The organism is Methylobacterium sp. 77 (assembly GCF_000372825.1).
GTDB lineage: Bacteria > Pseudomonadota > Alphaproteobacteria > Rhizobiales > Beijerinckiaceae > Methylobacterium.
The window spans coordinates 1,780,572-1,803,055 of record NZ_KB910516.1 but is presented as its reverse complement, the minus strand read 5'-3'; the positions used below and the strand labels follow the sequence as shown (position 1 = coordinate 1,803,055).

Below are 22,484 nucleotides of genomic sequence, written 5' to 3'. Positions count from 1 at the left end.
TGCGCGGGAAGCGCCGGGGAGGTGGCGAGGCGGAAAGCCCGGGGGATCGTCCTTCCAAGCTGAATACCCGGGTTCGATTCCCGGTACCCGCTCCACTCTCCCTTTTCCGTCATAAGACCTGAGCGATCACGAGACCCGTCCGGGTCTTTCGGCGTTTGTTCCGGTCTCGTTTTGTTCCGAGACCGAGCTCCGGTCGCCGGCCCTGCTCAGTCTCCGGCACCAGCACGACCCACCTTTTCAGGCCCGGAAGAAGAACACGCCGCCCGGAGGCGGCGTGTTCGGTTCGACCCGCAGGCGGGGGTGCGGTCAGCCCGGCACGTGGTCGACCGGCACCGTCTCCCCGGACCCGGCGAAGTAGAGGGCCTCGACATGATGGAGGATGTCCTGGCCCTCGGCCGCGCTGCCGGCGTGGATCGTGCCGTCCGCGTCCTTCAGGAAGGTGTAGTCCGTGACCTTCCCCGGCATCTCGACGCTGTCGTGGCCGGCCCCGCCGTCGATGACGTCGTTGCCCTTGCCGCCGACGATCCGATCGTTGCCGGCGCCGGCGAGGATGTGGTCGGCGGCGCTCGTGCCGGTGATGAAGTCGTCGCCGTCGGTTCCGGTCAGCAGATTGCCCTCCGTCTTCGCCGAGACGCTCAGGCTCGCGAGGGTGGCGGCCCCCGTCCCGCCGATATGCGAGTCGCCCGCCGCAGCGACCAGCATCTTGTTGGCCGGGGCCTCGAAGGTGACCTTCGCCGTCTCGAAGGCGGTGTAGGTCACCCCCGCAAGGGTCATAGCGCGTCCCTGCGTGTTCCAGCCGCCGTCCGCGAGGGCGGACCAGCCCGCAGCCTTCGCGGCGGCGTCGAACGCCGCCTTCTGCTGGTCGTTGTTCACCACGATCTCGAGGGAGTCGGTGCCGCCGCCGCCCGATATGATGCCGGCCTTGTCGCGGGTCGTGGTCCCGATCCGTAAGCTGTCGTTGCCCGCGCCGAGATCGACCGCTCCGTCGATCTGCCAGTCCTTGCCGATATCCACCGTCTCCACCCCCGAGCCGGCCCCGTAGAAGGCGCCCTTGAGGGTCAGGCCGTCGCCGATCCGAACCGTCGTGGTGTTGTTCACGCCCTGCAACCCGAGACTGCCGTCGAGAGTGACGTTGTCGCCGAAGGTGACGAGCTTGGTGGCGTAGGAGCCGTCGACATTGACGGCGCCGCCGATCTTCGCCCCATCGCCCAGGGTGAGGGCGACCTCCATGCGGTCGGCATTGGTGCCGCTGTCGCCGATGACGATGGCGCCATCGGTGACGACCCTGTCGCCGAGGCTGAGGGTCTGCGAGGCGCCGGCACCGCCGCCATACATCAGGATGGTGCTGAGCTTGGATCCCTCGCCGGCCACCAGGGTGTTGGCGACGCGGTCGGCGCTCATCAGGATGTCGCCGCCGTTGAGATTGCTGTCCGCCCCGAGGATCAGGCTGGCCGGCCCCGAACTAGCATCGAAATTCAGGCCGCCGCCCTGGAGAACGAAGTGGTCGCCGGCCACGAGGCTGTTCGCCCCGCCGCCGAACCCCGTGCCGTTGCGGAGGGTGACGTCCGGGCCCAGGATGAAGCCGTCATCGCCTGCAAAAGTCTGCAGGGTCTCGATCACGGTCTTCACCGGAACCGCCGAGGTGCCGGCTTCGGTGATCGTCTTGGCGGATTCGAAGCCCGTATAGGTCTGGCCCTGCCAGGACAGGGTCCGGCCTCCCGTGTCCCAGCTGCCGTCCGGCTTCCGAACCCAGCGGGCGGCCGAAGCGGCGCTGTCGAACGAAGCCTGCGCATCCGCCGTCAGGACGATCTCCAGCCGGTCGGTGCCGGCACCGCCCGCGATGGTGCCGGCCGTGTCGCGGGTGGTGGTGCCGATCCGCAGGGTGTCTTCGCCGGCCCCGAGATAGAGGGCGCCGTCGATCTGCCAGTCCTTGCCGATCTCCACCGCCCCGGTGCCGGTCAGGGTGCCCTTGAGGGTCAGCCCATCGCCGATCGTGACGTTGGCGGTGGTGTTGGCGCCCTGGAGGGCGAGGTCGCCCGCCACGGTGACGCCGTCGCCGAGGGTGACGCTCTTGGTGGCGTAGGTGCCGTCGACGAGGACGGCACCGCCGATCCGGGCGCCGTCGCCGATCTCGACGGCGACCTCCATCCGGTCGGCCACGGTGCCGCTGCCGCGCACCGCGATGCCCGCATCGGTGACGACCTGATCGCCGAGGGTGAGGGTCTGCGAGGCCTTGGCGCCGCCGCCATTCATCAGGATGGCGCTGAGCTTCGCGCCGTCGCCGGCCTCCACGGTGTTGGCGGCGAGGCCAGCGCTCATCAGGATGTCGCCGCCGTTGAGGTTGGCGTCTTTGCCGAGGCTGAGACTGGAGGCCCCGGTGCTGGCGTCGAAGTTGAGCGTGCCGGCCTTCAGGGTGAAGCCGTCGCCGGCGGTGAGGCTGTTGGCGCCCGCGCCGAACCACGCCCCCTGCGACAGGGTCACCGCATTGCCCAGCAGAATGGCGTCGGTGCCGGCGCCGACTTTGAGAGCCGCCACGGTGACGTTGCTCGGCGCGTCGTCGTCCTCCGCCCCGGTAATCGTGACGACGACGGTCTGGATGGCGGAGCCGCCTTTGCCGTCCGCGATGGTCACATCGTAGGATTGGGTCACGACCTGATCCTTGCCGAGGCGGTTGAGGGCGGCGTCGGAGGCCGCGAAGGTCCAGGCGAGGCTGCCATCGGCGGCCGTCCCGACCTTGAACTCCCCGAGATAGTCCGTGCCCTTGGCCACCACGCTGGCGCTGTGGCGGTCGCTCAGGTCGCCATCGGCGTAGGTGATGGCCCCGCCGGTAGTCAGGGTCGCCTGATTCTCGCCGGCCGCATGATCGGCCAGTTCGGCGATGGCGCCGCGCAGGGCCGAGGTCTGGGTGACGATCACGGGCGCGTCGTTGGTGCCGGTGAGCGTGACCCGGACGGCCTGGGTCACGCGGCCGCCCTGGGCGTCGGTCACCGTGACGTCGTAGGTCTGGATGCGCTGTTCGCCGGCCGCGAGGCCGTTCAAGGCACCGTCCGGCACCGAGAAGGTCCAGCCGGCGGAGCCCGCGCCCACGGCACCGATCTGGAACGCGCCGAGGTAATCGGCGGCGCGTGGGGCCACGGTGACGGTGGGGGCCACGCCGGGCGTGTCGGGATCGCGGTAGGCGAGGGTGCCGGTCACGTTGAGGTCGGCGGCCGGCGCCCCGTCGGCGCGTTCCGTCACGGTGCCGTCGAGGCGCGAGGCCGCCACGTCGATGATGGGGGCCTGGTTCGTCTGCGGCGCGTCCTCGGCGCCACGGATGGTGACCGACACGGTCTCGGTGGCCTTGCCGCCATGCCCGTCATCGACGGTCACCGCGTAGGTCTGGGTCCGGACCTCGCCGGCCCCGAGGCCGTCGAGGGCGCCGTCATTGACCTGGAAGGTCCAGCCGACCGCGCCGTTGGCCGCATTGCCGAGGACGAAGGTGCCGAGATAGCCGGAACCCGCCGCGGCGACGCTCGCCTTGTGCTGGTCGGTGAGGTCGACATCCGCGAAGGCGACGCTGCCCGTGGCCTTCAGGTCGGCGGCATTCTCGCCGGCCGCGCCATCCGCGAGTTCGGCCACGGCGCCGGCGAGGACCGACTTGTCCAGGGTGATCTCCGGCGCGTCGTTGCGGCCCGTGATCGTCAGGGTGACGGTCTCGGTGGTGCTGGCGCCCTTGTCGTCGCGGATCACGACCTCGTAGGCCTGGAGCCGGGTCTCGCCCTCGGCCAGGGTGTCGAGGTCGACGCTGTCGACGGAATAGACCCAGGGCAGCAGCCCGAACTGGGCCGAGGTCGGCTGCTTGTACTCGATGGTGCCGAGGTAGTTCGCGCCCTTCGGCGTGATCGTCACCGTGTGGGTGTCGCCGATGTTTCGGTCGGTGAACTCGATGGTGCCGTTCGTGACGAGGATGGTGGTGTTCTCACCCTTCACACCGTCAACCACCTCCGTGACCGTGCCGGTCTTGGTGGTGCCCGAGACGACGATCTCGGGGGCGTCGTTGCGCCCCGTCACCTTCAGCTCGACGGACTCGAAATCGTTGAAGACCATGCCCTTCCAGTTGAGGTCGAGGCTTTTGGCCGCCCACTTGTCGCCCCCGAGAGGGGTCCAGCCGATCGCCTTCGCGGCGGCCTCGAAGCTCGCGAGATCGGCGTTGTCGAGGGTGAGGACGAGCTTGTCGTTGCCGGCGCCCGCATTGAACGTGGTCAGGGTCTTGTCGACGCTCGACATGCCGAGGGCCAGGGTGTCGTCGCCGCCGCCGAGATTGACCGCCCCGGTGATGTTCCAGTCCTTGCCGAGGGTCAGGGTGTCGGTGCCGGTGGCACTGCCCTGGTAGGCGCCGGTGAGGGTGAAGCGGTCGCCGGCGGTGATCGCGTTCACGCTCTGCGCGCCGTTCGCCAGGATGGCGCCCGCGATCGTGACGTCGGACCCGAAGTGGAAGGCCTTGGTCGCGTAGGCGCCGTCGGCATCGATCCCGCCGGCCACCGTCACGCCCTGGCCGAGGGTCAGGTTCACTTCGGTGAAGTCCGCCGCCGTGCCGGCGCCGTCCATGTCGATCAGGGCGCTGGTCTTGGACTGGTCCCCGAGGATGGCGGTGTTCACCGTCCCGGCGCCACTGCCATCCATCTTGATCTGGCGGACCTGGGCGCTGTTGCCGAGGACCAGGGTGTTCTGGGCGCCGCCGGCATCCATCAGGATATCGCCATTGACGATCTTCGCGTTCAGGCCGGTGGAGAAATAGGCCGAGCCCTTGCTGTCGCCGAAATCGAGGCTGCCGTTGCGCAATTCGAAGTAGTTGCCGACATCGAGCCGGTTGGCGCCGCCCTCGAAATTGTCGCCGGCCATCAGGCGGACATTGTCCCCCAAGGTGATGGCGTCGTTGCCGGCGGTCGGCGCGAGGCTGCTCACGACGACGACCTGGTCCTCACTGGGCGGGCCGTCGTCGTTCGTGCCCCGCAGCGTCACGGAGATTCTCTGGGTGGTGACGCCGCCATGGCCGTCATCGAGGGTGACGTCGTAGGTCTGGACGACCTGCTGGCCCTCCTTCAGGGAATCGAGGGCGCCGTCGCCGACCTTGAAGGTCCAGGTCACCGAGCCGGTCTTGGCCCCCGTCGCCGTGGTGGGCCTGGCGATGGTGAACTCGCCGAGATAGCCCGTCCCCTGCGCGACCACCGTGGCGGTGTGGGGCTCGGCATCGGCATCCGCGAAGGCGATGATGCCGGTGGTGGTCAGGACGGTCTTGTTCTCGCCCGGGCTGCCATTGCCGAGTTCGGTGATGTCGCCGGACAGGATCGAGTACTTGGCGAACACCTTCGGCGCGTCGTTTCCGGGGGTGTCGTCGACATCCGGCACGAGCATCTTGCACAGGCAGACCGCCTCGCCCGAGACGGCGCAGGGGCTGGCCGGGGCCGAGGGGTCGAGTTCGGCGAAGTTGCCATAATTGGCGATCTTGAGGTCGCGGATCAGGCCGATCAGGTCGCCCTGGCCAGGGGTGCCGGTCTCGCCGATGAGGTAGTTGGCGCGCTCGACATCGGCCGGGACGACGCCCTGGCCGGTGGCGAGCACCACCGTGTCCTTGATGATCCGCATCACCCCGTCGGGATCGACGCCGACGCGCCAGGTCGCGACCTCGCCCTCGATGATCGCGTCCTTGGCGACGAGGCGGTGGGTCTGGCCATCCTGCGTGATGGTGAAGACGATATCGCGGGTGTCGCCGACCTGCGCGAGGGTGATCGCGTTGGAGCCGTCCGCATTGGCGAGCTTGAAGATCGTCTGGTTCTTGGCCCCGGCCAGATCGTCGAACCGGGTGGAGACGGCGAGGGCGAAAGCCCCGTCGATCTGCTCATGATCGATGCTGTAGACGATGGCGCTGCTCGCCGAGAGACCAGCGGTCTCCTTCAGCGGCACCATGTCGACGCCGACCAGCTTGGAGATGGACGGCGCGCCCTCCTTGTCGACCGCGAACAGCATCCACAGGCCCGGAATGGCGACATTCGCCTTCGAGATCGTGACCTCGATGGTGTTGCCGTCGATGATCTTATGGTCGAGCTCGAGGAAGCGCGTATCGGCGTTGCGCGCATGCGTGGTGGCGCCGGACTTGATGAAGGTGATCTTGTCGATGTCCGAGCTGTCGTCCACCGTGATGCGGAAGGTGCTGCCGGACTCGATGTTCCGGGGTGCGGCCGCGATCTTGGGACGGTCGACGTTGATGCTGCCGCTGTCGTCATACATGTAGGACGGCATCAGGATCTGCGCGTTGGCGTTCTCCTGCGGCCCCGGCGAGCCGCTGCCGCCGGAATAGATCGTGCCGTCCGGCAGCAGCAGGGCGGTGGAATGGTACATCCGCGCGAGGTCCTGCTTCTCCGAAAGCTCGATCTTGCCGGTCTCGGGATCCCAGAACAGGACGGTGCGCTGCGCATTGGCCAAGCTGTCGCCGAGCAGGCCGGCGCTCGACGAGCCGCCGACCAGGGCGACCTTGCCGTCCGGGGTCATCACGAAGGTGCCGTTGGTGCGCGCCACGAGGCCGCCGGACCCGTCCTCCTGCTGGATCGCGAAGGCGAGTTCCCACTTCACGGTCGGCTGCGACAGGTCGGCCTTCCAGACCTGACCGGTGGAGGAGGCGACGAGGACCTTGTCGGTCTCGTACATGATCGAGCCGGTGAGATTCCGGGTGTCGAAGGGCAGCTTGCCGATGCGGGTGACGGAGCCAGCACCGGTCACGTCCATGCTGAAGATGTCGTGGCCCGAATTGGTGGTGCCGCCGGCTTCGATCAGGATGACCTTGCCGCTGCTGATCTGCCAGGCATGCGGATAGTAATAGGTGCCCGTCAGCGTGCCGTCGCCGTCGAGGAAGTCCTTGATCTCGGTGCCGAGGAGCTGACGCATCCCGGTCTTGTCGTTGTAGATTTCCGCGATGGTCGAGCCGTTGGAATTCTCGTCGCGGCCGCCGACCATCAGGATCTCGCCGTTGTTCAGCGTGACCGTGGTGCCGTACCAGCGGGCCTGATAGAGCGCGAAGTTCGAATCCGTCTCGGACATGCTGCGGATCGTCTGGGTGGTGTAATCGAACATCACCACGTCGTGGCGGCCGGTCCAGGTCCCGCCGTCATCGCCGGTGTTGTGGTTGTCGCCGCCCATGATGATGACGTTGCCCGTCTTCGGGTCGATCGCCATGTTCGAGCAGAAGATGTTGGTGCCCGTGGTGTTCGGCAGAACCTTCAGCACGCCGGTCATGGGGTCGTAGAGGGAATAGACGAAGCGGGCGTCGTAATCGCCGGCGGTGCCGTCCGTTCCGAACGCGAGGACCTTGCCGTCCGGAAGAACCACGGAGTGGATCGGGATCAGCGCGTCCCAGATGATGTCGCCCCACTCGCCGTTCTTGTCGAGATCCTTCGAAGCCGCATCGATCATGGTCGAACTCTCAGTCTGAAGTGGAGGCGGCTCGCAGAGATCCGACGATCTCGGGCACGCGGGGAAGGCATGAAACGGAAGACCGCGAGGCGCACCCGGCGCGTCCCGCGAGGAGGCTCAAGCCGGCGCGGCGCGCATCGGCCTGGACTGGGATGGCGGACAAGCCCTCAGGCGAGGGCAGGGGCGCCCGCACGGTCGTCCCTCGACCGCGTAGAGAGAGCGAGACTCGTCACGAGCAAAGCAGCACCGACCAGGGCCATCGGGCATCCGGCGCAATGGCCGCCCTCGGACAGCATCGCGTGCGCTATCGTGAACGGCCCGGCGCTCCCGCACAGGGAGGCATAGATCGGCACGAGCGGCGACAGGTGAGATACAACCTGTAGGAGGCCTAGGCCCAGCAATCCGAGCCCCGCGATTCCGAGGCCCACCCCCACCTTCGCGACAGAGTCTTCGTCGCGTTCGCGTATCGCCCGAATGATCATCGCCGTCCCACCTCTAAGCAACATAGCTTACGTTTATCCAATATTGATTAGAACAGAGCCATATCAAAAATCAATTAAGTCCTTCGGCGCTCGGGGGCATCATTCGGCTAATAGTTAATTTTCAAGCTATTGACCCGACGGCTATGGGGCAAGTTCCAGGATTATTCCCTAATCGAAGCAAGCCTACGCCAAAACGGGACTTATCGTCCCGGACTGCGACGCATGGTTCCGCAGTATCCTCGAACACGCTCTCCGGTATTGCGGCGAAAACCGCAGCCGGCCCCAGTGGGCCGATTCTCGCTCCGGAACGCGGTGGCGTTCGGCGGACATCCAACCCCGAACGAGCGTGGCGGGCACCTAATTTAACTCATGTTAACCAACATTTCGTACCATCGCCGCAATCGAAGGATGTGCACGATGATGGCAGCCGCACGGGCGATGATGGGAAGCCTTTGGCCGCACATGCGCGCCCTGTTCTTGTATTCGATCATCGCTAACCTGCTCGTCATCGCTCCGTCGCTGCACATGCTGCAGGTATACGACCGCGTTCTGGCCTCGCGGTCCGTCTCGACGCTGGTTTATCTGACGCTCATCGTGATCCTGGCCCTGATCGTCTGGGGATTGGCCGACGCGGTGCGGGGACGTCTCGCGGTCCGGGCGGCCGCCCGCTACACGGTCTCGGTGGCGCCGAAGCTCTTCGCGCGCCTCGCCGCCGATCCGAAAGCCAGCCAGAAGTCCGGCAAGGTCCTGCGCGACCTCTCGGCGGCGCGCAGCTTCATCGGCGGGCGCACCTTCGTCGCCCTGTTCGACGTGCCGTTCATCCCGTTCTACGTGCTGATCATGACGGTGCTGCACTGGAGCCTCGGCCTGCTCACCGTGCTCGGCATCGTGGTTCTCGGCGCCCTCAGCTGGCTCAACATCAGCGCCACGGAGGCCGAGCGCGAGCGCAGCCGGCAGGCCGAGAACGATGCCACCGGCTTCGCGCAGGGCGCCTTCCAGCGGGTCGAGGATCTGCGCGCCCACGGCATGCTCTCGACCTTCCTGACATTGTGGGGACGGAAGACCGCCCTCATCCTCACCGAATGCGAGACGGCCGGGGCCAAATCCGCCCGTTATCAGGCCATCAGCAAGGGGTTCCGCCAGAGCCTTCAGGTGCTGATGATGGCCTGGGGCGCGTTCCTGGTGCTGCACGCCGACATGTCGGCGGGCATGATCTTCATGTCCTCCATGGTCTCGGGCAAAGCCTTCACGCCGATCGATCAGGTCATCGGCGGCTGGGAGCAGATCTCGCGCGGCCTCGCGGCGATCCGCGACATCGAGGTGCTGACCGGGCCTGACAAGACGATCCAGGCCCGGATGACCCTGCCCGACCCGGAGGGCTGGCTCGCCCTCGATCAGGTCGCCTATGCACCCGATCCGGACAAGCCAGACCGCCGCATCCTCACCGACGTCAGTCTCCGCATCGCCCCCGGCGAGGCCGTGCTGGTCACGGGGGCCACGGGGGCGGGGAAATCCACCCTGATCCGGATCATGGTCGGCGCCATCACCCCGACCCTCGGCACGGCCTCGGTGGACGGGATCGAGCAGGAGATCTGGTCCTCGGGCCAGTGGGGCCGGACCGTCGGCTACATGCCGCAGGACATCGAGTTCTTCCCCGGCTCCATCGCCCTCAACATCGCGCGCTTCGATCCCGACGCCACCGAGGAAAAGATCGTCGCGGCGGCCAAGAGCGCCCATGCCCACGACCTCATCGTGGCGCTGCCGGACGGCTACCGCACCTCCGTGGGCAACCAGGCCTTCGCGCTCTCGGGCGGGCAGAAGCAGAAGATCGCGCTCGCCCGCGCCCTCTACGGCGATCCGCGCATCCTCGTCCTCGACGAGCCCAATGCCAGCCTCGACCAGCAGGGCGAGACCGCGCTCCTGGCCGCCGTGATCGAGGCGCGGCGGCGCGGGGCGGCGGTGGTGATCGCGGCCCATCGGACCTCGATCCTGCGGGTGGTGAACCGGGCCTACACCATCGCGGAGGGCCGGCTTCAACCGCTCACCCTGCAAGCCGCCCCGGTGCCGCAGCCCGAATCCCCGCCCGATCCGGCGTCGCAGCCGGCCTGCGCGGCCTGACTTGTCGAGGGGCGCGGACCAGCGCCCGCGATGCCCTGGACGCGTGCGGCCGGGTTCCGAACGTCACCCCGAATCACGGGCGGCCGCCCCGAGCGCGGCGCCGGACAGAAGGCCGTTGCACGATGCCACCTGACGACATGCGTGGCAGCTGGGCCGAGGGCGTTCCCACGGAGGCGCGCGACATCCTCGGCCCTGCCAGCCATCTCCTGCTCGGCGCCGGCGCCCTGTTCGTGGCCTGGTCGGTCCTGTTCCCGATCGGCTCGGCAGTGGTCTCCGACGGCGTCGTCATCGCCACGGGCCAGAACAAGGCGCTTCAGCACCGGGTCGGCGGCGTCATCACCGAGATCCAGGCCCGCGATGGCGAGGTGGTCGCCTCCGGCGGCACCGTGCTGCGCCTCGATCCGGTCCACGACCAGGCGGAGCTGACCCGCTTCAAGGGGCGCCTCGCGATCCTCGACGCGATGCGCCAGCGCCTCGAAGCCGAGAACGCCTACGCCGCCGGAGGGGAGGGCGCCTTGCAGGGTTCCTTCAACCTCCTCGGCCTGCGCCGGGCCGTGGGCGAGCCCCCGCCGGTCCAGGTCGCGGCCCTGTCCGCCTCAAGCGAGGCGCGGCCGGAGGCGCAGTTGCTGGCCGAGCAGCAGCGCGAGTTCGAGCGCGGGCGCGGCGCGGCCCAGGCCGAGGTCGCGGCCATGCTCGCCCGCCGGGACGCCCTGCGGCGGCGGCGGGAGGGCATCACCGAGCGCCTCGCCGCGGTGAGCGCCCAGCTGGCGGCCCTCGACCGGCAGGTTACCGCGATGCGCCCCGTCGCCAATCGCGGCCATCTCGCCCGCAAGGTGCTGTGGGATGCCGAGGACCAGCTGCTCGGTCGCCGGGCCGAGCGCGCCAACCTGCAAGCGGAGGAGCGCGCCATCGCCGACGAGGTCGACGAGACGCAGTCCCGCGTCCGGCTGGCCCGCCTCGCCGACCAGCGCCAGACCTCCGGAAAGCTCACCGAAGTCATCGCCGAGATCGGGCAATTGTCCGACCAGATCCGCGCCGCCGAGCAGGCGGTCCGGGCCACCGACGTGCGCGCGCCCGTGGCGGGCACCGTCGTGCATTCGAAGCACACCACCGTGGGCGGCGTCGTGGCGGCCGGCGAGGTGCTGGCGCAGATCGTGCCGCTGGGCAGCGAACTCGCCTTCAAGGCGCGCATCCCGCCGACCGACATCACCCATGTCAAACCGGGCCAACCGGCGCGGGTGAAGATCTCGGCCCTGAACGCCCGCATCTACGACGACGTGCCGGCCGAGGTCACCCGCGTCGATGCCGACGCCACCATCGACGAGAAGACGGGCCAGCATTACTTCGCCGTCGAAATCCGCCTGAACACCCAGGATTATCCCGGCCGGGCGCTGCTGGGGGCCGGCATGGTCGGTCAGGCCTATATCGAGGGCGAGAGCCGCACCTTCGCCTCCTACCTGCTCCGGCCGCTGGTCGACAGCCTCGGCCGCAGCTTCCGGGAGCTGTGAGGATGCCTCCGCTCGCCCGCCTCGCCGGTTGCCTCCTCGCTGTCTCCAGCTTGGCCGTTTCGGGTTTCGCCGGCCCGGTGCTCGCCGGGGAGGCGGCCCCGGCATTCCTCGGGCTGCGCTCCTCGATCACCGAAGGCCTGGACACCCCCGCCGCCATCGGCCTGCGGCCGTCGATCCGCGCGGGGCTGGAGGGCACCGCCCCTGAAACGGCGGCCTTCGTGCCCGACGAGGCACGGGCGCTGTGGGCGATGCCGCCCGTCCGCCTGCCGCGCGGCGGGGCCAGGGGGGAGACCGCCATCCTGCTCGATACCGTCTCGCTCGCCATCGACGAGAGCCCCCTGGTGCGCGGCGCCATCGCCGAGAAGGGGGCGGCCGAGGCGCGGGTCGGAAAGGCCTGGGCCGCCTTCGCGCCGGTGGTCTCGGGCAATGCCTGGATCGGGCGCGATCCGTTCGCCTCGCCCTCCTTCGAGGATCCCGGCAAGACCGCCACGCTGTCGATCGGCCTTCCGCTGCTCGATGGAGGCCAGCGCTGGTTCAACAAGAACAGCGCCGAGAACGCGGTCCTGGCCGCCGCCGCCGATGTCCGCCGCACCAAGGAGACGGTCGCCCTCGACACCATGAACGCGGCGATCGAACTCGACTTCGCCAGGCGCCAGTCGCGGCTGCTGGAAGAGAGCTTTCGCGATCTGGTGCGGGTCCGCCGGGCCGTCCGCGCCCGCGTCGAATCCGGCCATGCCAACGAGGGCGACATCGCCGACCTGGAAGCCGAACTCGCCGACATCGCCCGCACCCTGGTCGCGGCGCAGACCTCGGCCGAGAAATCCCAGGTCGTGCTCGCGGGCCAGCTGCGGCAGGCGTCTCCCGGCCGCTTCGTCCTGCCCGATCTCGAATCCGTGCCGCGCTGGGGGCTCGACGGCCTGATCCGGCTGGTGCGCACCCGCAATGCCGGCCTCCAGGCCAGCTGGCACCGATACAACGCCGCATCGGAAGCCCGCGACGCCACCATCGGGCGCTACCTGCCCCGGGTCGATTTCAAGGCCGATTACCGACTCTCGCAGAATTACCGCAGCTTCAGCGCGCCCCAGGGCTGGACCGTGGGCCTGCAACTCAACATGCCCATCGTCGACCTCGGAACCGTGGCCGACATCCGGGAGGCGGGGGCCTTCGCGGAGGCCGCGATGTACCGGGCCATTGAGGAGGACCGGAAGGTCACGACGCAATTGCGCCTCGACTGGGCGGATATCGAGGCCTCGGCCAAGCGCGGGCAGCTCGCCCGGCGCAAGATCGTCGCCCTGCGCACGGCCTATGCGACCAAGCTCGATCAGTACGGCATCGGCCTGATCCCGATCGACGACGTCCTGCTCACGCGGCGCCGCCTGATCCTGGCCTCCATCGAGGAGGTCGAGGCCGGGACCACCCGCTTCGCCGCCATCGCCCGCCTCACCGTCACGGCGGGCCTGCTGCCCGACATCGCCCGGCGAAGCTGAAGCCCCGGTCTCCGGTCCGGGGCAACCTCAAACCAAGTCTCAGTGAGCCTGCCCGATCGGTCGGGCGTTGCGCGCGTCGCCAGGGAGAACTTGGAAAATTCTTATGGTTCTCTCTTAGTGCCCCATGGCAGGCCTCTATCCGCGCTGCGATTGGGTGCGGCGTCTGACCTCGTGTCGGCCGAAGACCGGGCCGCGACGACAATTTTTCCAGAGGCGCGTAACCGCAAGCGGTCTCCCGCCGAAACCCTTCCCGTACCGCCACGAAGAAAACTGGCGCATCGATGAAGGAGCAACTTGCATGAGCGCGCTCACCCGCATCGTTTCATTTGGCGGCTTCGGGCTCGTCATGGCGAACTCGGTGCTTGCCGCTGTCCCCATGGCCAATGGACCAGCGAAGAAGTAGGTCTTCCACCATGAACACGGTGCAAGCGTTGCCCTCGCGCAGCCTGCCGGGTCGTTCCATGGCTTCCGGAAGCATTGCTCCCATGCCGATTCGATCGATGGCATCGTCAGGCGAGACCGCTCTGTCCGCCGCCATGCAGGCAGCCCAGAACGGTGATGCCGCAGCCTATCGAGCACTCCTACGCGATTGCGTTCCCGTTATTTCGGCGATGGCGAGGGCCAAGGGCGTCCAGGGTTCAGGCCTCGACGACGTGGTCCAGGACACATTGCTCACGATCCATCGGGCGCGGGCGACCTACGATCCGACCCGACCATTCTTGCCCTGGCTCCGCGCGATCACCCATCGACGCGCCGTCGATGCCATGCGCCATGGGGGGCGCCGTCCGCGCGAGGTCCACGATCCCATCGCCTATGAGGCGCACGCGGATGACGGCCCTCGGCCGGGACACGACTTGGACCTTCTCGACCGTCGGCGGATGGTCGCGGAGGCCGTCGCGCATCTCCCGGCGGGTCAGCGAGAGGCGATCGAGCATATCGCTCTCCGGGAGTTGTCGCTGGACGAGGCCTCGGTCCTCACCGGACGGACGAAAGGGGCGCTGAAGGTCAATTTTCACCGGGCTCTCAAGGCCCTGCGTGCCTCTCTCTCATCCAGCAAGGAGGGTACGGATGTCTGATCCGGCCAGCCATGAACATCTCGTCGAGGATCTGGCCCGGTCCCTCGCGCCAGTCCGCCGGCTGCCCGGCCCCGGATGGCGGGCTTTGGCGTGGTCTTCAGCCGTACTCGCGCTGGGGATCCTCTTGATGCCCCTGTCCGATACCGCCGATCTACAGGTCCGTCTCGGCGTTCCGGATCTGCGCTATGCCGCGGTCGGCGCGATGTTGACCAGCGTAGCGGCAGCCATTGCCGCCTTCCAAAGCAGCGTGCCGGGGCGCAGCAATGCCTGGGCGCTGCTGCCTGTCCCTCCGCTCGTACTCTGGATCGGAGTCAGCGGGCTCGGCTGCCTGCGGTCCTGGCTCGCTCCGGCCTCAAACCTGGCCGAACCGGAGGAGATGCGAGGATGCTTCGTCTTCCTGATGGGCGTTTCGCTGCCCCTCTCCATCCTGCTGGTGCTGATGCTGCGCCGGGCCTGTCCGTTGAACCCGAACCTGACGGCAGCGCTGGGCGGTCTCGCGGCTGCAGCGGCCGCGGCTGCGCTTCTGGTGCCCTTCCACCCTCACGATGCCACGGCTACGGATCTGGCGGTGCATCTCGTGGCCGTCCTCCTCGTGGTCGGGCTCAACGGTCTCCTTGGCGGTCGCCTCCTCGACCGGACAGCCCGATCCCGACGGCTGCGAGGCGACACGAAAGCGGAAGCCGGCCCGTAACCGGGCGAGGCCGGCTGCCTCTGGGGGCGGGGAGGTTGCTCTCCCCATGGCAAGCGGCCCCGTCGGTTAAAACCGCCTTAATCATGACTCGCTACCGTTCAGCCAACCGGACCTGTCGTCCGTTGGCGCCACGCATGACCGTGATCTCTCCTCCCGCGCAGATCGGTACGCCGACCTACAGCCTCGTCGTCCCCGTCTTCAACGAGGAGGCCGTGCTCCCGCTGCTGCTGCACCGCCTCGACCAGCTTCTCGCCAAGCTCGACGGGCCGGCGGAGGTCATCCTCGTCGATGATGGCAGTACGGACACAACCGGCATCGTCGCGGCCGGTCGCGCCAAAGACGACCCGCGATACCGCTATCTCGCCCTGTCGCGGAACTTCGGCCATCAGGTCGCTATCACCGCAGGCATGGAGCGCGCCTCCGGCGCCGCCGTGGTGGTGATGGATGCCGACCTTCAGGATCCGCCGGAGGTCGTGCTCGATCTCGCCGCCAAATGGCGGGAGGGCTACGAGATCGTCTATGCCAAGCGCCTGAGCCGCGAAGGCGAGAGCCGGTTCAAACGCTGGACCGCCGGCCTGTTCTACCGCCTCATCCGCGCCCTCACCGCCATCGACATCCCGGCCGATGTCGGCGATTTCCGTCTGGTCGACCGGAAGGCCCTCGATGCCTTCCTCGCCATGCCCGAACGGGACCGCTTCGTGCGCGGCATGTTCAGCTGGATGGGATTCCGCCAGACTGCCGTGCCGTTCCACCGCCTCTCCCGCACCGCCGGCCAAACCAAGTATGGCTGGTCGAAGATGCTGCGGCTCGCCTTCGACGGCATCGTCGGCTTTTCCGACGTGCCCCTCCGCTTCGCCCTCTGGGCCGGGACGGGCGTCTCCCTCGGCGCATTGGCCTACGGCCTCTACATCGCTTTGCGCGCGCTCTACGACCCGACCCTCGTCACCGGCTGGGCCTCGATCGTCGTCCTCGTCTCGTTCCTCGCTGGCATGAACCTGCTGATGACCGGCATCGTCGGCCTCTATGTCGGGCGCATCCACACCGAGGTGAAGCAGCGTCCGCTCTACGTCGTCGGCCGGGAGGTTGGCTTCCCCGAGGACGGACGAGCCTCAGGATCGAGGATCGCGGCATGACCAGCGCGTTCGACGCCTATCGCACCAGCTACGAATCGGTGGTCGAGGAGTCGATCGCCTTCTCCGGGCTCGAACACGGCTTCTTCCTCGACGCGAAGGCCGATCTGCTGGCGGATGTGTTCGAGCGCCATTTCGGTACGCGGCGTCCGAACTTGCTCGATGTCGGGTGCGGCGTCGGGCTGCTGCATCGCCGCCTCATCGGCATCGTCTCAGAGATGGCCGGCACCGATCCGTCGCCCGAATCCGTGGCCCGTGCGGAAAGCGAGAACCCAAGTAACCTCTACCGCCTCCAGCAGGGCGGCACATTGTCCTTCGGGGACAGGACTTTCGACGCGACGCTCGCCGTCTGTGTCTTCCACCACGTCCCGGTCGCCGAGCGTTCCGGGCTGCTCGTCGAGATGCGGCGTGTGACCCGACCGGGCGGGCTTGTGACGATCATCGAGCACAACCCGTGGAACCCGCTGACGCGGCTCGCAGTGTCACGTTGCCCCTTCGATCATGACGCCGTGCTGCTCGGTGCCCGCGAGACCCGCACGCTTCTCGCGCAGCAGGGGCTGCGTGACATAAGCAGCCGACACTTCCTGGCTTTCCCGTTCCGGCGCCCCTGGGTTCGGAGCGTCGAGAAGGTATTCGGTCAGGTGCCGCTCGGAGCGCAGTTCCTGACCTGTGGGACGGCATGAATAAGACGGTTGCAAGTGCCAGCGGGCCACAAACTAAGGGCGAGTCGTTTTCGCAACACCGCGATGGATAATCGGTCGGCGCTTCGCTGGGTCATTGTGAATGATCCTGGGCGGCCTTAGCGGCTCCGGGGTCTGAAAAGGATCCCGGTTCCGATGTTGTCTGCCCTTCGCGCGCTCGCGTTGCTCTCCATTTTTCTGCTGGGCGCCTGCGTAACGCCGCCGCATTCCGTCAGTCTCACGACCGTTCAGCAGTTTCACATCGTCGATGTGACCGTCGAGAACGTCGATATCATCCGGTCGTGGCCCGCTGAGGAGAGCGTCGTCGTCAAGGCGGAGAATTTCGACGCCGCTGCCATCGACCGGCTGCAAAGCGAGTCCGCCTCGAAGTTTCCGGCGATGAGAGCCCATTTTCAGATGGTCCTCACGGAACGCTTCAAGGCCGAGTTCGCCACGCACGTCTCGTCGAAACTGGCGGGAACGCGACCGGTCAGGGCCGTCGTGAAGCTGAAGCAATTCGACGTGCCGTCGGTGGCGCGACGCATCTTCGTCGACCAGGACGTCAAGGTCCAGTTGGACATCGATCTCGTCGACAAGCGGACCGATGAGGTCCTGTTGAGCTACAAGGGTCCGTTCCGATCGATACCGCTCTTCGGGGGGATCTCAACGGTGGTCGCCGTCGCCCTCGAACCCGCCGATCCCACCATCCGCATGACCGACAGGTACATCGAGGGCTACGGCACCTGGCTCCTGCAGAACTGATGGGTGCGGCGGCCCGCTCCGTGTCGCATAGCCGCCCGATCCCGCCTCGATTCGACCTGCGCCGCCATCGTCCCTTGATCATCTGACGCCAAGCCTCTATCCGGGCGGCGTCTTTCGCCCGGCTCGACATCTCGAACGACCCCCTGGGCGACCGCTCATGTGACTTTGTTTTAGGAATGTGACGATGGCCAAAGAGAAATTCGCCCGCACGAAGCCGCACTGCAACATCGGCACGATCGGTCACGTCGACCATGGCAAGACGTCGCTGACGGCGGCGATCACGAAGGTGCTGGCCGAGACGGGCGGCGCGACGTTCACGGCCTACGACCAGATCGACAAGGCTCCGGAAGAGAAGGCCCGCGGCATCACGATCTCGACGGCCCACGTCGAGTACGAGACGGCCAACCGCCACTACGCCCACGTCGATTGCCCGGGCCACGCCGATTACGTGAAGAACATGATCACCGGTGCCGCCCAGATGGACGGCGCGATCCTGGTGGTCTCGGCCGCCGACGGCCCGATGCCGCAGACCCGCGAGCACATCCTGCTCGCCCGTCAGGTCGGCGTGCCGGCGCTGGTGGTGTTCCTCAACAAGGTCGATCTCGTCGACGACGAGGAGCTCCTCGAGCTCGTCGAGATGGAGGTGCGCGAGCTCCTCTCCAAGTACGACTTCCCCGGCGACGACATCCCGATCACCAAGGGTTCGGCCAAGGTCGCTCTCGACAACGGCGACAAGGCCGTCGGCCACGACGCCGTCGTCGCCCTGATGGCCACCGTGGATGCCTACATCCCGCAGCCCGAGCGTCCGATCGACAAGCCGTTCCTGATGCCGATCGAGGACGTGTTCTCGATCTCGGGCCGCGGCACCGTGGTGACCGGTCGCGTCGAGCGCGGCATCGTCAAGGTCGGCGAGACCGTGGAGATCGTCGGCATCCGCGACACCCAGACCACCACGGTCACGGGCGTCGAGATGTTCCGCAAGCTCCTCGACCAGGGCCAGGCCGGCGACAATGTCGGCGTGCTCCTGCGCGGCACCAAGCGCGAGGATGTCGAGCGCGGCCAGGTCGTGTGCAAGCCCGGTTCGGTCAAGCCCCACACCAAGTTCAAGGCCGAGGCCTACATCCTCACCAAGGAGGAGGGCGGCCGCCACACCCCGTTCTTCACCAACTACCGGCCCCAGTTCTACTTCCGCACCACCGACGTCACCGGCGTCTGCGAACTCCCCGAGGGCACTGAGATGGTGATGCCCGGTGACAGCGTCACCATGGACGTCACCCTCATCGTCCCCGTCGCCATGGAAGAGAAGCTCCGCTTCGCCATCCGCGAAGGCGGTCGTACCGTCGGCGCAGGCGTCGTCGCAGCCATCAACGACTGAGTTCGCCACACAGCGACTCTACGACCGGTTGTTCACAATAATGCCGGCGCTCCGCCTTGACGGAGCGCCGGCATTGTCGTTTCTCAACCCTGGATTGCATGCCACGAGGTGGCTTCATGGGTTGGAAACCGGCCGCACAGTTCGGCGATAATCTGACCCGACGCTTCGTCCTGACGGGAACTCTGTCGGCACTGGTCGCATCCGCGCCGGCCAAAAGCCTCCCCTACGATAACTTTCCGTCTCAGCAGCGTGCGGATCTCTTGGCGTTTCGGGAGGAAGTCCTCTCCATTCTGCGCCTGGATTTTCCTGCTGCGACCGTCACCCTGGACGACGACGATCCTGAACAGATCGTCATCGGTCGCTTCACAACTTTTCTCGGAAACATCCGTCAGAAAACCGCCGACCTGACGGGCCAAGAGCGCCGCGCCGTCATTGTCGACTACCTTCATCCACTGGCCACGGCAAAGCCTCGCCCGGCGACACCCGCGCCAGCCGAGACATTCGCCGAAGCGTCAGCCCGCCTACGCATCCAGCTTGTTCCCATTGAATACCGCGAGCAGGTGCCGAGCCTGACCTGTCGCCGCTTCTCGAACCGACTCCTCGTCGCCTACGCACTGGATGAGGACAAGCGCTATCAGTTGCTGACCCATTCGATCTTCGAACGATGGGGCGTCGACCAGGCAACGGTCGAGGGGATCGCAAGGCGCAACCTCGAACTCGCATCTGGTGGCATTCAAGTCCGCATCTCGCCCACCGGGAGATCGGGTCACTTCGCGACCCTCGCCGTGGAAAATGGCTACGCTGCAGCGAGCTTGCTTCTGCCCATGGTGATGGACCAGATCCAGGAGGGGCTCGGAACGGAAAGTATCGTCGCCGCGGTCCCCACACGGGACGTCCTCATCGCGTGGTCGTCCAACAGCGAGGGGAAAGACCGGCTCGCGGGCATCGTGACGAAGTACATGCGCAAGGGTCCGTACTCCCGCAGCGACGAACTCTTCTCCTACTCGAAGGCCGGCATTCGTCCATTGAACAGCGTCGAGCTCGCAGAGCACGGCCGGTAGGAACACCGATTTTCGCGGTCCACACCCGGAATCCCTTGCGCACGGCGCAGCGATGGGGCATGGAGCGTCCCGCGTAGGAGTGTAGCTCAACTGGTCAGAGCGCCGGTCTCCAAAACCGGAGGTTGCGGGTTCGAGTCCCTCCACTCCTGCCAGTGTCTTTCCTGCGCAATGCCGGATCGGTCTTCTCTCGAGAACATCGGCACGGAGCGCGCGTCCCGCTTTCTGTCGATGGGTCTGCGATGGTCGACAAGACCCGGGACTTGCGCTAGAGCGTTCGCAATCCGAGATCGGTGACTGTGTTCGGTGCGGGGTTCGACCAGAACCTTCGCACCGGTCCGCTTTCTGGTCTGGACCGTTTTTCCCTGTTGTTGGCATCAATGGCATCGAACGAAGCAACGAAGAAGGCGGACCCGGCGCGCACTCCGCAGCGCGGCTCCGTCACGCCGACGCCGCCCCGGGCGACTCCGCCTGCGCGGCCCGCGCCTAAGCGCGTCGGTCCGTTCGAATTCCTCGCCCAGGTGCGCGACGAAGGCCGCAAGGTCACGTGGCCGACCCGCAAGGAGACGACCGTAACGACGATCATGGTGTTCATCATGGTCGTTGCCGCGAGCGTGTTCTTCACCCTCGTCGACCAAGCCCTGCGTTATCTCGTGACCCTGATCCTCGGGGTCGGCGCCTAGAACAACTGAGTCTTCCTGGGCGCGTCGTCGCGACCGGGCAGGCCGACGTCAGGATTTGGTGAGAACCGTGCCTAAACGCTGGTATATCGTCCACGCTTACTCGAATTTCGAGAACAAGGTCGCTCAGTCCATCAAGGATCAGGCGGCGCAGCGCGGGCTAATGGAGCTGTTCGACGAGGTCATGGTTCCGACCGAGAAGGTCGTCGAGGTCCGTCGCGGCCGCAAGGTCGATGCCGAGCGCAAGTTCTTCCCCGGCTACGTGCTGGTGAAGTGCGACCTGACCGACGAGGTCTATCACCTCATCAAGAACACCCCGAAGGTCACCGGCTTTCTCGGCGCCGACAAGTCGAAGCCCGTGCCGATCCCCGATTCCGAGGCCGAGCGCATCAAGGGCCAGGTGGCTGAAGGTGTCGACCGTCCGAAGCCCTCGATCTCGTTCGAGATCGGCGAGACCGTTCGTGTCGCCGATGGCCCCTTCGCGTCCTTCAACGGTACCGTCGAGGAAATCGACGAGAGCCGTTCGCGCCTCAAGGTGGCGGTGTCGATCTTCGGTCGCGCCACCCCGGTGGAACTCGAATACGCCCAGGTCGAGAAGGCCTGAATTTTATCCCCTTTGATCAATCAAGTTTGATTGTTTGATCGCCCGTTCCGTTCGGCTCGAAGCCGGGCGCGAAACCGCCGTTCCCCGGAGCGGCGTCACACGCGGGAGGTCCGCCCGGTTTGCCGCCGGGACCCACGGACCGCACCGCGACCTGCAACCGCTCGCACCGTCCGCGCTCCAGGCAGCCGGGCGCCGGGCTACATTTGGGAGCAGTCCCTATGGCAAAGAAGATCACGGGCTACGTGAAGCTTCAGGTTCCGGCCGGCGCCGCGAACCCGTCGCCGCCCATCGGCCCCGCGCTCGGTCAGCGCGGCCTCAACATCATGGAATTCTGCAAGGCCTTCAACGCGAAGACCTCTCAGATCGAGAAGGGCACCCCGATTCCGGTCGTCATCACGGCGTACCAGGACCGCTCCTTCACCTTCGAGATGAAGCAGCCGCCGGTCACCTTCTTCCTGAAGAAAGCCGCCGGCCTGAAGATCGGCAAGAAGCCGGCTTCCGGCTCCAAGACCCCGGGCAAGGGTCCGACCGTTGGCAAGGTCACCGAGGCTCAGCTTCGCGAGATCGCCGAGAAGAAGATGCCCGACCTGAACTGCGACTCGGTTGACGCCGCCGTCGCCATGATCCGTGGCTCCGCGCGGGCCATGGGCCTCGACGTCGTCGCTTAAGGGGAGGGCACAATGGCACATGAAGGCAAGCGCATCCGCGCCGCCCGCGAGGGCATCGACGCGCTCAAGCTCTACCCGATCGCCGAAGCGATCGCCCTGGTGAAGCAGAAGGCCAGCGCCAAGTTCGACGAGACCGTAGAGATCTCGATGAATCTCGGCGTCGACCCGCGCCACGCCGACCAGATGGTCCGCGGCGTCTGCAACCTCCCCAACGGCTCCGGCCGTACCGTCCGCGTGGCGGTGTTCGCTCGTGGCGCCAAGGCCGACGAAGCCAAGGCTGCTGGTGCCGACATCGTCGGCGCAGAGGACCTGCTCGAGATCGTGCAGAGCGGCAAGATCGAGTTCGATCGCTGCATCGCGACCCCGGACCTGATGCCTCTCGTCGGCCGTCTCGGCAAGGTGCTCGGCCCGCGCGGCCTGATGCCGAACCCGAAGGTCGGCACCGTCACCATGGACGTGAAGTCCGCGGTCGCCGGCGCGAAGGGCGGCTCGGTGGAGTTCCGCGTCGAGAAGGCTGGGATCGTCCATGCCGGCATCGGCAAGGTCTCCTTCGACGAGACCAAGCTCGTCGAGAACATCAAGGCGTTCGCCGATGCGGTGGCCAAGGCCAAGCCCGCAGGCGCGAAGGGCACCTACATCCAGCGCATCGCCGTGACATCGTCGATGGGTCCGGGTGTGAAGGTCGAGCCGGCCAGCGTGCTGACCGCCTGATCGACGCC

Annotated in this window: 15 protein-coding genes and 1 tRNA gene; 15 read left to right on the top strand and 1 reads right to left on the bottom strand. The window is 67.1% G+C overall.

The window, feature by feature from the left end:
* Positions 1–306 precede the first annotated feature (306 nt).
* Complete coding sequence (locus A3OK_RS0108510; protein WP_019904509.1) at positions 307–7,446, bottom strand: VCBS domain-containing protein; 7,140 nt, start codon at positions 7,444–7,446, stop codon at positions 307–309.
* 899 nt (positions 7,447–8,345) lie between these two features.
* Here A3OK_RS0108510 and A3OK_RS22580 point away from each other — a divergent pair.
* The 15 genes from A3OK_RS22580 (at position 8,346) to rplA (ending at position 22,476) form a co-directional block, all read left to right on the top strand.
* Positions 8,346–10,046 carry a type I secretion system permease/ATPase gene (locus A3OK_RS22580; RefSeq protein ID WP_019904507.1) on the top strand — a complete coding sequence of 567 codons (1,701 nt, stop codon included), beginning with the start codon at positions 8,346–8,348 and terminating at the stop codon, positions 10,044–10,046.
* A 122-nt stretch (positions 10,047–10,168) separates the two neighbouring features.
* On the top strand, positions 10,169–11,554 hold the full coding sequence (locus A3OK_RS0108495) for an HlyD family type I secretion periplasmic adaptor subunit (protein WP_081631174.1): 1,386 nt from the start codon (positions 10,169–10,171) through the stop codon (positions 11,552–11,554).
* Between the two features lie 2 nt (positions 11,555–11,556).
* Positions 11,557–13,041, top strand: coding sequence for a TolC family protein (locus tag A3OK_RS0108490; protein WP_019904505.1), 1,485 nt, complete (start codon positions 11,557–11,559; stop codon positions 13,039–13,041).
* A 500-nt stretch (positions 13,042–13,541) separates the two neighbouring features.
* Positions 13,542–14,117 carry a sigma-70 family RNA polymerase sigma factor gene (locus tag A3OK_RS0108485; protein ID WP_026597058.1) on the top strand — a complete coding sequence of 192 codons (576 nt, stop codon included), beginning with the start codon at positions 13,542–13,544 and terminating at the stop codon, positions 14,115–14,117.
* Complete coding sequence (locus A3OK_RS0108480) at positions 14,110–14,808, top strand: NrsF family protein (protein ID WP_036302202.1); 699 nt, start codon at positions 14,110–14,112, stop codon at positions 14,806–14,808. Before A3OK_RS0108485 ends, A3OK_RS0108480 begins: the two co-directional genes overlap by 8 nt.
* A 134-nt stretch (positions 14,809–14,942) precedes the next feature.
* Positions 14,943–15,941 carry a glycosyltransferase family 2 protein gene (locus tag A3OK_RS0108475; RefSeq protein ID WP_019904501.1) on the top strand — a complete coding sequence of 333 codons (999 nt, stop codon included), beginning with the start codon at positions 14,943–14,945 and terminating at the stop codon, positions 15,939–15,941.
* Positions 15,938–16,621: a class I SAM-dependent methyltransferase gene (locus A3OK_RS0108470; RefSeq protein ID WP_019904500.1), complete on the top strand. Its 684-nt coding sequence runs from the start codon at positions 15,938–15,940 to the stop codon at positions 16,619–16,621. The genes A3OK_RS0108475 and A3OK_RS0108470 overlap by 4 nt, the downstream gene beginning before the upstream one ends.
* 153 nt (positions 16,622–16,774) lie before the next feature.
* Positions 16,775–17,380, top strand: coding sequence for a hypothetical protein (locus tag A3OK_RS0108465; protein WP_019904499.1), 606 nt, complete (start codon positions 16,775–16,777; stop codon positions 17,378–17,380).
* Between the two features lie 184 nt (positions 17,381–17,564).
* Positions 17,565–18,755 carry an elongation factor Tu gene (gene tuf, locus A3OK_RS0108460; protein WP_019904485.1) on the top strand — a complete coding sequence of 397 codons (1,191 nt, stop codon included), beginning with the start codon at positions 17,565–17,567 and terminating at the stop codon, positions 18,753–18,755.
* A gap of 116 nt (positions 18,756–18,871) precedes the next feature.
* Positions 18,872–19,816 carry a DUF1444 family protein gene (locus A3OK_RS0108455; protein WP_019904498.1) on the top strand — a complete coding sequence of 315 codons (945 nt, stop codon included), beginning with the start codon at positions 18,872–18,874 and terminating at the stop codon, positions 19,814–19,816.
* Between the two features lie 75 nt (positions 19,817–19,891).
* Positions 19,892–19,968: transfer RNA gene (locus A3OK_RS0108450), tRNA-Trp, on the top strand.
* 225 nt (positions 19,969–20,193) lie between these two features.
* Entirely contained in the window at positions 20,194–20,496 is a 303-nt protein-coding gene (gene secE, locus A3OK_RS0108445; RefSeq protein ID WP_019904497.1) for a preprotein translocase subunit SecE, read from the top strand.
* 67 nt (positions 20,497–20,563) lie between these two features.
* Positions 20,564–21,097, top strand: a complete 534-nt coding sequence (gene nusG / locus A3OK_RS0108440; protein WP_026597057.1) for a transcription termination/antitermination protein NusG — start codon at positions 20,564–20,566, stop codon at positions 21,095–21,097.
* 218 nt (positions 21,098–21,315) lie between these two features.
* Positions 21,316–21,765 carry a 50S ribosomal protein L11 gene (gene rplK / locus A3OK_RS0108435; RefSeq protein ID WP_018044245.1) on the top strand — a complete coding sequence of 150 codons (450 nt, stop codon included), beginning with the start codon at positions 21,316–21,318 and terminating at the stop codon, positions 21,763–21,765.
* 12 nt (positions 21,766–21,777) lie between these two features.
* On the top strand, positions 21,778–22,476 hold the full coding sequence (rplA, locus tag A3OK_RS0108430) for a 50S ribosomal protein L1 (RefSeq protein WP_019904495.1): 699 nt from the start codon (positions 21,778–21,780) through the stop codon (positions 22,474–22,476).
* Positions 22,477–22,484: the final 8 nt, after the last annotated feature.

Coding starts and splice junctions, on each gene's coding strand:
- A3OK_RS0108510 (WP_019904509.1), bottom strand. CDS start 7,446: ATGATCGATGCGGCTTCGAAGGATCTCGACAAGAACGGCGAGTGGGGC.
- A3OK_RS22580 (WP_019904507.1), top strand. CDS start 8,346: ATGATGGCAGCCGCACGGGCGATGATGGGAAGCCTTTGGCCGCACATG.
- A3OK_RS0108495 (WP_081631174.1), top strand. CDS start 10,169: ATGCCACCTGACGACATGCGTGGCAGCTGGGCCGAGGGCGTTCCCACG.
- A3OK_RS0108490 (WP_019904505.1), top strand. CDS start 11,557: ATGCCTCCGCTCGCCCGCCTCGCCGGTTGCCTCCTCGCTGTCTCCAGC.
- A3OK_RS0108485 (WP_026597058.1), top strand. CDS start 13,542: ATGGCATCGTCAGGCGAGACCGCTCTGTCCGCCGCCATGCAGGCAGCC.
- A3OK_RS0108480 (WP_036302202.1), top strand. CDS start 14,110: ATGTCTGATCCGGCCAGCCATGAACATCTCGTCGAGGATCTGGCCCGG.
- A3OK_RS0108475 (WP_019904501.1), top strand. CDS start 14,943: ATGACCGTGATCTCTCCTCCCGCGCAGATCGGTACGCCGACCTACAGC.
- A3OK_RS0108470 (WP_019904500.1), top strand. CDS start 15,938: ATGACCAGCGCGTTCGACGCCTATCGCACCAGCTACGAATCGGTGGTC.
- A3OK_RS0108465 (WP_019904499.1), top strand. CDS start 16,775: ATGTTGTCTGCCCTTCGCGCGCTCGCGTTGCTCTCCATTTTTCTGCTG.
- tuf (WP_019904485.1), top strand. CDS start 17,565: ATGGCCAAAGAGAAATTCGCCCGCACGAAGCCGCACTGCAACATCGGC.
- A3OK_RS0108455 (WP_019904498.1), top strand. CDS start 18,872: ATGGGTTGGAAACCGGCCGCACAGTTCGGCGATAATCTGACCCGACGC.
- secE (WP_019904497.1), top strand. CDS start 20,194: ATGGCATCGAACGAAGCAACGAAGAAGGCGGACCCGGCGCGCACTCCG.
- rplK (WP_018044245.1), top strand. CDS start 21,316: ATGGCAAAGAAGATCACGGGCTACGTGAAGCTTCAGGTTCCGGCCGGC.
- rplA (WP_019904495.1), top strand. CDS start 21,778: ATGGCACATGAAGGCAAGCGCATCCGCGCCGCCCGCGAGGGCATCGAC.